This is a genomic window from Marinobacter sp. S6332 (genome assembly GCF_023016045.1).
GTDB lineage: Bacteria > Pseudomonadota > Gammaproteobacteria > Pseudomonadales > Oleiphilaceae > Marinobacter.
Window position 1 is genome coordinate 410,510 of the sequence record NZ_JALKAP010000004.1, and the last position, 8,818, is coordinate 419,327.

Annotated in this window: 9 protein-coding genes; 6 read left to right on the top strand and 3 right to left on the bottom strand. The window is 51.8% G+C overall.

What is annotated here, in order from left to right; translation table 11 throughout:
- Positions 1–6: 6 nt before the first annotated feature.
- Positions 7–351 (top strand): YdbL family protein, encoded by a 345-nt coding sequence (locus MWU62_RS08540; RefSeq protein ID WP_247114442.1) that lies wholly within the window; start codon positions 7–9, stop codon positions 349–351.
- Positions 352–454: 103 nt separating this feature from the next.
- Positions 455–1,000, top strand: coding sequence for a DUF5610 domain-containing protein (locus tag MWU62_RS08545; protein ID WP_247114443.1), 546 nt, complete (start codon positions 455–457; stop codon positions 998–1,000).
- 27 nt (positions 1,001–1,027) lie between these two features.
- Here MWU62_RS08545 and MWU62_RS08550 read toward each other — a convergent pair whose 3' ends face one another.
- Positions 1,028–1,741 (bottom strand): succinate dehydrogenase iron-sulfur subunit, encoded by a 714-nt coding sequence (locus tag MWU62_RS08550; RefSeq protein ID WP_247114444.1) that lies wholly within the window; start codon positions 1,739–1,741, stop codon positions 1,028–1,030.
- Positions 1,742–1,956: 215 nt separating this feature from the next.
- Between MWU62_RS08550 and MWU62_RS08555 the strand changes: the two genes are divergently transcribed.
- The 3 genes from MWU62_RS08555 to MWU62_RS08565 are packed head-to-tail and all read left to right on the top strand — an operon-like array spanning position 1,957 to position 5,465.
- On the top strand, positions 1,957–3,942 hold the full coding sequence (locus MWU62_RS08555) for an EAL domain-containing protein (protein WP_247114445.1): 1,986 nt from the start codon (positions 1,957–1,959) through the stop codon (positions 3,940–3,942).
- Complete coding sequence (locus MWU62_RS08560; RefSeq protein ID WP_247114446.1) at positions 3,939–5,081, top strand: L-lactate dehydrogenase; 1,143 nt, start codon at positions 3,939–3,941, stop codon at positions 5,079–5,081. Before MWU62_RS08555 ends, MWU62_RS08560 begins: the two co-directional genes overlap by 4 nt.
- 18 nt (positions 5,082–5,099) lie before the next feature.
- Complete coding sequence (locus MWU62_RS08565) at positions 5,100–5,465, top strand: DUF488 family protein (protein WP_348645633.1); 366 nt, start codon at positions 5,100–5,102, stop codon at positions 5,463–5,465.
- On the opposite strand, the gene MWU62_RS08570 is transcribed toward MWU62_RS08565, so the two are convergent.
- The gene (locus MWU62_RS08570) at positions 5,460–6,644 is read right to left on the bottom strand and encodes an aminotransferase class I/II-fold pyridoxal phosphate-dependent enzyme (RefSeq protein ID WP_247114447.1); all 1,185 of its coding nucleotides are present in this window, start codon (positions 6,642–6,644) and stop codon (positions 5,460–5,462) included. The genes MWU62_RS08565 and MWU62_RS08570 overlap by 6 nt on opposite strands.
- 176 nt (positions 6,645–6,820) lie before the next feature.
- Between MWU62_RS08570 and MWU62_RS08575 the strand changes: the two genes are divergently transcribed.
- Positions 6,821–7,651 carry an AEC family transporter gene (locus MWU62_RS08575; protein WP_247114448.1) on the top strand — a complete coding sequence of 277 codons (831 nt, stop codon included), beginning with the start codon at positions 6,821–6,823 and terminating at the stop codon, positions 7,649–7,651.
- Between the two features lie 5 nt (positions 7,652–7,656).
- Here the strand turns inward: MWU62_RS08575 and MWU62_RS08580 are convergent, their stop codons facing one another.
- On the bottom strand, positions 7,657–8,739 hold the full coding sequence (locus tag MWU62_RS08580; protein WP_208006341.1) for an IS630 family transposase: 1,083 nt from the start codon (positions 8,737–8,739) through the stop codon (positions 7,657–7,659).
- Positions 8,740–8,818 lie beyond the last annotated feature (79 nt).

Consider the following 8,818-nt stretch of genomic DNA (forward strand, 5'->3'; position numbering starts at 1 on the left):
TTAACCATGACATTAGTTGCCCGATTCAGCGCCCTGCTATTAGCGTTCAGCCTAGCCCTGCCTGCGATGGCTATGAGTTTGGATGAAGCAAAAAATGCCCTTGAGTCTGCAAAAAGCCAAGGTCTTGTAGGTGAGACACCATCAGGCTACCTCGCGGCTGTAGGTTCCGATCAAAAATCAAAGGACATTGCGAGTGCAATTAACGATGCACGGCGTGAAGCTTATAAAAAGATTGCCGAAAAGCATGGCATTGCCGTCACAAAGGTCGAAACCGTAGCAGGCCAGAAAGCGGTCGAGAAAACACCTTCCGGCCAGTACATTCAGGTTGATGGTCACTGGATAAAGAAGTAAAGGCTCCATAGCCTTTTAGATACGTTATAACCAATTGTTCTTAATGTTGTGTGGCCATTTGCCGTTACCCGTTACATATAGAACCTTGCAGGAGGTAAAGGCTATGGTAGCGCCAATCATTGGTCGCGGGCCGGATATGACCGGTCGAGTGAACACGAGCCCCACAGATGCTAAGCCCGTAAGCCGGGTAACGGCTGACGCGAGAGTTGAAAAACAGGCGAGTATTCGTACACCAGCGGATGCCATCAATGTGATGCGCACCCGCATGGAACAGCGGCTGCAAGAGGCTATGGGCGGCCAAAATAAAGCTGTTTCCGGAGCCGATAAATACGCTGCGCAGGCCCAGCCACCCTCTGCCTCTGATGTCGCTAGCGTTATCCTCGGGTTTGTGCAAAATCGTCTGCAGACAGAAGCGGACGGCGGCGCAGATATGGAAAAGCTGGCGGATTTAATGTCTCAGGCCAGAGCCGGCATTGAGCAAGGTTACGCCGAAGCCAGAGATCAAATCGTGGCGTTGGGCATGATGAATGAAACCCTTGGTGCAGAAATCGACAAAGGTTTTGATCTTATTCAGGATGGTCTTCTGAAGCTTGAGAAGATGTTTTTAGACAAAGATCCGGAAGTGGATACTCCCACAGAAACGGGCTAAATTTGTTCGTTCGACGCTAAACTCAGTTTAGACTTGTTGGCGAAACAGCATAGCTTTGATGCGGCCGATTTGTTTCATGGGGTTGAGACCTTTCGGGCAATAGGCCGTGCAATTGCCTATCCCTCTGCAGCGAAACACGCTGAAAGGGTCCTCAAGCTTTGCCAGCCTTTCTGCCGTTGCTGTATCTCGGGAATCGAGTAAAAAACGGTGGGCCTGCAATAAGCCTGCGGGCCCAACGTATTTTTCCGGGTTCCACCACCAAGACGGACAAGCAGACGAACAGCAGGCGCATAGAATGCACTCGTAAAGGCCATCCAGTTTGGCGCGATCTTCGGGGCTTTGGAGTCGTTCAATCGCTGGCCGAGGTGAGTCATTGATTAACCACGGCTGAATGCTTTTATATTGTTTGAAGAATAACGTCTGATCCACCACCAAGTCGCGGATAACCGGCATACCGGGTAGCGGTCGGATAACAAGTTTGTTTGACTTGCCCAAGACATCCGACACTCGTGTGATGCACCCCAACCCGTTGCGACCGTTAATATTTAAACCGTCAGAGCCACAGACCCCCTCCCGGCAGGATCGGCGAAAAGAGAGCGTAGGGTCCATTACTTTCAGGTGTTCAAGAACGTCCAGCACCATGCGCTTGCGGTAGCTTGCGTCTACTTCCACGTCTTGAACATATGGAGTATCGTCGGTTTCTGGGTTGTACCGGTAGAGCTGTACAGTGATGTTATCCATTGGACTATCCCTCTCAGCTGGCCAAAAGTGTGTTGGCTACAAAGTTCTAGCAAAAGCTTGAAAACTTTACCTACGAATATGTCAATTCCATCAGCCAAATAATGGTTCACCGCAAGAACCATTTGCCGTGATTTGTAGAAAAGCGGTTGAAAAAAACCCTATAACTTAGGCTATGCTGATAGTTGCGCTTATTAACGAATTACAGGCCCTAAACCATGTCTGATAACGACACTGCGGTTTTTGAAATTTTCCCGTGGAACCGGAATTTCGAAACGGGTATCGATGAGATCGACCAGCAACACAAAGTGTTGGTTGAAATTCTTAATCGGCTTGCCTGGTACTTCGCCTCTAGCACGTCAGAGCTTGAATGCGACCATGTTCTGGAAGAGCTGCTCGCTTATGCGGCTTTCCATTTCAAAGCGGAAGAGGAGATATGGAGATCAGCACTGGGTGAGCAGGAAATGGTGCGCAATCACCATGATGGCCACCAGCTCTTCTTTGTGCAGATTCAGATGTTTCGTTCCAGCAAAGAGCCTGAAGAAAAGGTTATGTCGGAACTGTTCAACTACCTTACCCGGTGGCTTGCCTTTCATATTCTGGAATCAGACCGTCGAATGGCCCTAACTATCAAGGCAGTTGAGCGTGGCCTGTCGATTCCTGAAGCGAGAAAGGAGGTCGACAGCCAGTTGAGCGGTTCTGTATCGGTGATGGTTTCGGCTTTGCTGGAGATTTACGGCAAGCTCTCTTCAAGCACCATACAATTGATGCGCGAAAAAATGGCCCGGCTACGAGCCGAAGATGAGTTGGCACGGTTGCAGCACGATAAGTTGTCTGCTGCTCTTGAGCAGCAAGCGACTGATCACGAAGAGCAACTTCAGTTTCTGGCATACTCAGATCCGGTTACTGGCCTGATGAACCGCAATGGCATGCTCCGAGAAATTCGACATCTCATGCAGCAGGAACAGATACCCCGCGAGTCAGCTGCGCTGATTTCCATTGATTTAGATAACTTCCACAAAGTGAATGCCCGCTTCGGTGAAGAATGTGCTGACCGCTTGCTCGGGGTGCTCGCAAGGCGTTGGAAAGATGCCATGGTCCAAGGTGGCCAACTCGCGCGGATTAGTGGGGACGAGTTTGTTGTGCTGCTGATGGACAGCGATAAGGTGGAAGCCCAATTAACTGCGCTAAAGCTTACCGCAGAACAACCGTTTATTCTTGATGGTGGCAGCACTTCCATGGCATTCACGGCAGGGATTGTCCGTTTCCCCCATGATGGAGCAGGTGATGGGGATACGATTCTGCGACAGGCGGATCACACGCTATTTCGTGCCAAGCAAGAACAAAAAGGCAGTTGGCTGTTTTTAGATGCCGATGCACAACGCCAGTCTGTGGCGCGTCAGCAGCTTCTCGCGGATGTTCGAGAAGGGCTAATAGATAACCAGTTTCTGCTGCTTTACCAACCTAAAGTTTGCCTCCGTTCAGGCAGGGTAATTGGTGTAGAAGCGCTAATTCGATGGGAACATCCGGATAAGGGTATGTTGAGTCCCATACACTTTTTACCGGCACTGGAACACCACCCTCTGATGATTGATATCGGAGATTGGGTTATTGATCAGGCTCTTCAGCAGATGAGTGTTTGGGATAGCGAAGGCCTGGCTCTGAATGTGGGTGTAAATATTGCCGCCGTACACCTTCAGCATCCGGATTTTGTTTCGCGATTGGCCCGGGCATTGGACTGTTATCCTCAAGTAGCTCCACATCGGCTAGATCTGGAAATTTTGGAAACTGCAGCCCTTGGTGAACTCGATAAAGCAAGTGATATCATCCGGGACTGCCAAAGCTTGGGTGTAACCTTTTCTCTGGACGATTTTGGCACTGGGTATTCTTCGCTTTCCTACCTCAAACAATTGCCGGTAAACACCTTGAAAATAGACCAGGGGTTTGTAAACGGCGCACTCTCGAATGCCGACGATATTGCTATTCTTAAAGGCATAATCGGCCTTTCCCATGCGTTTGACAGAAAACTCGTGGCGGAAGGGGTTGAGACCATGGAGCATGGCGAGCTCCTGATTCGACTTGGCTGCTATGATGCGCAGGGTTACGCCATTGCCAGACCCATGAAACCGGAGAAAATTGCAGCTTGGAAAAAACAATGGCGACCCTATCCTGAATGGTCTGCCGGAGAAACAATAAAACAATGATCACACCCGCAAACACAACGGATAACCGCAAAATCGCTAAAGCTCGACTGCCCCGGATGATGTTTGATTATTTTGATGGTGGCGCCTTTTCAGAGCAAACCCTCAGAGAGAACACAGAGGACTTCCAGCGCCTGCATTTTCGCCAGAGAGTAATGCGAGACGTGTCCAGCGGTTCTGCCGCCACACGAATATTAGGCCAAGATGCTGCATTGCCACTGGCTCTTGCACCTGTGGGTCTCGCGGGCATGCTCGCCCGCAGGGGAGAAGTTCAAGTAGCCCGGGCAGCACAGAAAGGCGGAGTGTCCTTTTGTCTTAGCACTGTGTCGATTTGCTCATTGGAAGAAGTTGCTGCAGCCACTAATTCGGCTAATTGGTTTCAGCTTTATGTCCTCAAAGACCGGGGTTATTCAGAAGCCTTACTGAACCGTGCACATAAAGCCGGTTACTCCACTTTGGTGTTTACCGTAGATCTGCCTAAGTTGGGCGTGCGCTACCGGGACGTGCGAAACGGCATGAATGGCGGGCTATCGCCCTGGGGGAAAATTAAAAAACTGTCTGATCTGCTTTCCCACCCACTATGGCTTTGGGATGTTGCAATCCAAGGTAAGCCTCTGACGTTCGGAAACCTCTCCGATGCCGTGCCTTCGGGTCGCAACCCTGAAGATTTCAAAGCTTGGGTAGACCAGCAGTTTGACGCCTCGGTCACTTGGAAAGATCTCGACTGGGTGCGACAGCATTGGCCGGGCAAGCTTGTTATCAAGGGGATTATGGACCCTGACGACGCCCGCTCAGCAGTGGATGTTGGTGCCGACGGCATTGTTGTTTCCAATCACGGTGGGCGGCAATTGGACGGCGCACCTTCAACCATCTCGGCTTTGCCTGCCATAGCAGGTGCCGTGTCCGGAAAAACCGAGATTCTTCTTGATGGCGGTATACAGTCTGGCCAAGACGTTATTCGTGCGCTTTGCCTTGGCGCAAACGCTTGCTTGGCGGGCCGTGCATGGGCCTATGCGCTGGCCGCTGGTGGCGAGGCAGCGGTCTGCCGAATGCTAGAAAACTTCCGCTATGAAGTAGAACTGACCCTTGCACTCTTGGGTAAGAATTCGATAGAACAGTTGAGCTCGGATGATCTTATCTGAACGATAAACGGAGGCTTGATGATGGATATTCGAATCAAGAGAGCTTACGAAGGCGCCGCCCGCTCTGACGGCCCGCGCATATTAGTCGACAGAATATGGCCGCGTGGTGTTGCGAAGGAAGACGCAGGGCTTGAAGTCTGGTTGAAAGGGCTGGCACCCTCTACTGACTTGCGAAAGTGGTTTGGGCACGACTCTGAAAAATGGGAGGAATTTCGTCAGAGGTATTTGAAAGAGCTCAAGAAAGCAGAGGCCGCTGACGATCTGAACGAGCTGCAGTCGATTGTGAAGGAACACAAGCGCATAACCTTGGTGTTTGCGGCGAAGGACACAGAGCACAATAACGCTGCAGCCCTTCGCGATTTCCTCAACAACGGCGATTTATAGCTGGCCAAGCGCCTGTTCAAGATCGGCTATCAAATCTTGCGCATCTTCCAGCCCCACAGACAGTCGCAGCATGCTGTCGGTTATGCCACGGCGTTCACGCTCCTCTTGGCTGATGCCGTGGTGGCTGGTAGCGCAGGGCTGGGACACCAGACTTTCAACTCCGCCTAGGCTGGTGGCCAGCAGGAAAACCCTCAGGCTGTCTGCGACTTTAACGGCTTGTTCCCGTCCTCCTTTGAGCTCAATCGTCAACACTCCGCCGAATCCGTCCATTTGCTGCGCAGCTAGTCTGTGGCCGTCAAAATCAGGTAGCCCCGGATAAAGCACTCGCTTTATCGCGGGGTGAGCTTCCATAGCGAGGGCAACGGCCATGGCATTCTCGTTGTGTTGCTTTACCCGCAGAGGCAGGGTTCTCAAGCTTCGAGAGAGAAGGGCGGCGGTTTCCGGCGCGATAATCTGACCGAGGTTTTTGCGCCACAAAGCAACGGGCTTGATTCGGTCCGCCGAGGCCATTACTGCGCCAGCCGTGATATCGCTGTGGCCTCCAAGAAACTTGCTAGCACTGTGGAGGCTCAGGTCGGCACCTAATTCCAGTGGTCGCTGATTGATCGGCGAAGCAAAGGTGTTGTCAATGGCTAAAAGGGCGCCTTTAGCATGGGCTTGCTGCGCCAACGTTTGGATATCCAATATGCTTAAGGTTGGGTTGGCAGGCGATTCGCAATATACCAGCATGCCGGACTTATTCAGAGCTGCGGCCAGCTGCTCCGGATCATGTTTCAATAGGAAGGTCACCGGAATCCCAAGGGGTTCCAGATGCTTAGTCAGCAACTCCTGTGTGCCGCCGTAAAGATCCCCAACACACACAATACCGTGACGGCCGTGGGCGAAGAGCGCTGCTGAAATGGCTGCCATGCCTGAGGCAAAGGCAAGCGCATCTTCGGTACCTTCTAGGCCTGCAAGGCCTTGTTCCAGTTCCTGAATCGTGGGGTTGCTACCCCAGCGGGTGTAAAGATTACCTGGCGTGCGACCTTCAATAACCCCCTGTAACGAAGCCGTGTCTGCGAACCGGTAGGTGGTAGTGTTGTAAACCGGTGAGTAAGGACTGCCAAAACTGTCCTTATGGCGGCGATTATGGATGATTCGGGTTGCCATACCTTGATCGGACTTAGGCTCAGGTTGCATGGGCTCTCCTTGCGGGCGAATGCGGTTTAGAAGATAAACGGGCAGCAGTGCGGCAATTATTTTGGCAGGGTTGGTGCGCCATGACCACTAGTGTTCCGTCTGATATGCTCCAAGGCTATTCGGTTAATCTACGGAATAGCTGTCCGTTATAAGTAAACGATGCTGGAGTATTCGGTATGCCGGTTATGGTTCAGGCGCTGGTGCCTGTTTTTGCGCTGATTGTATTGGGGCACCTGTTCAGGCGTTGGACTTTCCCTTCTGTTGAGTTTTGGCCTCAGGCTGAGCGATTTACCTATTACGTGCTCTTTCCCGCCATGTTGGTTTTCAAGCTTGGGCAGGCCCGCTTGCCAGCTTCCGCCTACGGTGAGACGGCTCTATTGATTGGCTCAATGCTGCTGGCGATGACACTAGTGCTGGCTGTTACGCAGTTTTTCTGGCGCTGGAGCGGGCCGGTATTCTCCTCCGTCTATCAGGGCGCTATCCGGTTTAACTCCTACGTGGGTCTTGCGGCAGGGGGTATGCTGCTTGGCGATGACGGGCTATCACTCACCGCAATTGCGGTTGCCGTTATGGTGCCGCTGATAAATTTGCTGTGTATTCTCATGTTTTCTCTGGTGACCACAGACGGCCCTGCACGGCTGGGACCTGTGCTGCGGGCCATTGCATCAAACCCACTGATTATAGGGTCGGTTCTCGGGGTAATTTGGAGCTATTTTGAGATTGGTTTTCACCCGCTTCTTGCAGGAACGCTTGAGCCACTGAGTAATCTGGCCTTGCCGATGGGGCTGATGACGGTTGGCGCTGGCCTGCAACTAAAGGCCTTGCGAGGCGGATCTGTGCCGTTTGTGGTGTCGTCCGTATTGAAATTGTTATTGTTTCCACTAATGGCCACGGGACTTGCCGTTCTTCTGGGGCTCGACGGCACGTTGGTTCAGGTGGCGATATTGCTGGCCACCCTCCCGACGGCCACCTCTGCCTATATTTTGGCTAGTGTAACGTTCGGTTAATTCGCTCATTTATTATCAATTAAACTCAGCTTTGCCCGAGCCACTGACGTCATAATCGATTCTGCGCTTTTATGCCAACGGAACGGCTTTGCCAGTTTTTCGTTGTGAACCTTGATGAACTTTTTAATCGCAGACTTTAATTCGCCGACGCTGGTGAAAATACCGCGGTATAGGGCTCGTCGTTCCAGTTGGCCAAACCAACCCTCGACCGCATTCAGCCAGGAAGCGCTCGTGGGCGTGAAGTGCAGCTTGAACCGAGGGTGCTCGGCCAGCCAAGCTTTGACTTCCGGCGTCTTGTGAGTCGAGCTGTTATCCAAGATCAAGTGCAGATCCAGACCCTTCGGAGTTTCCCGGTCGATCTGTCGCAAGAAGTCTAAAAACTCCTTGGCTCGGTGACGCTGAGTGATTCGTCCGATCACCTGACCCGTCAGCGTATTGAATGCAGCGTACAGGCTGGTTGTGCCATGACGTTTGTAATCATGTGTCTGTCGCTCAACTTGTCCCGGGCGAAGCTGTAATTTCGGCTGGGTTCGGTCAAGAGCCTGAATCTGGGTTTTTTCGTCAACAGACAGAACCAGTGCATTGTCCGGAGGATTCATATAAAGCCCGACAACATCGCACACTTTTTCAGCGAAGTGGGGATCGTTGCTGATCTTGAACGTTCTGAGCCGGTGCGGCTTCAAATCGGCTGCTTTCCAGATCTGGTGCACTTGCCAGCGCGTTACCCCGGCATGCTCTGCCATGAGACTGATACTCCAGTGTGTGGCCTCTTTCGGAACTTTATGGACTGTGTCGTCTAAAATTTTCTTGACGGTTTTACCGTCGAGTTTTCGAGGCTGGCCAGGTCGCGGCGCATCATGAAGCCCCTCAAGACCTCGATCACTGTAGCGTTTGCGCCACTTGAAGACCGTTTGGGTGCTAACCTGAAGAGACTCTGAGATTCCTTTTGGGGTCTGACCTTCATTCAGTAACAAAAGTATCCTGGCGCGTTGCGCCAGATGCTGGCTCAGCGTATTGGTTCGGCACCAACTTTCGAGTTCCAATTGATCGTTTACAGTCAGATTAAATGGCGCTGCGGGTTTGGGCACAATGGGAACCTTTTATTGCTGTTTGACGATTCCTATTATAACAAACATGCGCCAGCGAATTAACCGGACGAAACACTAG

Excerpts from the sequence above, each read along its gene's own strand:
- MWU62_RS08540 (WP_247114442.1), top strand. The coding sequence starts at position 7 with ATGACATTAGTTGCCCGATTCAGCGCCCTGCTATTAGCGTTCAGCCTA.
- MWU62_RS08545 (WP_247114443.1), top strand. The coding sequence starts at position 455 with ATGGTAGCGCCAATCATTGGTCGCGGGCCGGATATGACCGGTCGAGTG.
- MWU62_RS08550 (WP_247114444.1), bottom strand. The coding sequence starts at position 1,741 with ATGGATAACATCACTGTACAGCTCTACCGGTACAACCCAGAAACCGAC.
- MWU62_RS08555 (WP_247114445.1), top strand. The coding sequence starts at position 1,957 with ATGTCTGATAACGACACTGCGGTTTTTGAAATTTTCCCGTGGAACCGG.
- MWU62_RS08560 (WP_247114446.1), top strand. The coding sequence starts at position 3,939 with ATGATCACACCCGCAAACACAACGGATAACCGCAAAATCGCTAAAGCT.
- MWU62_RS08565 (WP_348645633.1), top strand. The coding sequence starts at position 5,100 with ATGATGGATATTCGAATCAAGAGAGCTTACGAAGGCGCCGCCCGCTCT.
- MWU62_RS08570 (WP_247114447.1), bottom strand. The coding sequence starts at position 6,644 with ATGCAACCTGAGCCTAAGTCCGATCAAGGTATGGCAACCCGAATCATC.
- MWU62_RS08575 (WP_247114448.1), top strand. The coding sequence starts at position 6,821 with ATGCCGGTTATGGTTCAGGCGCTGGTGCCTGTTTTTGCGCTGATTGTA.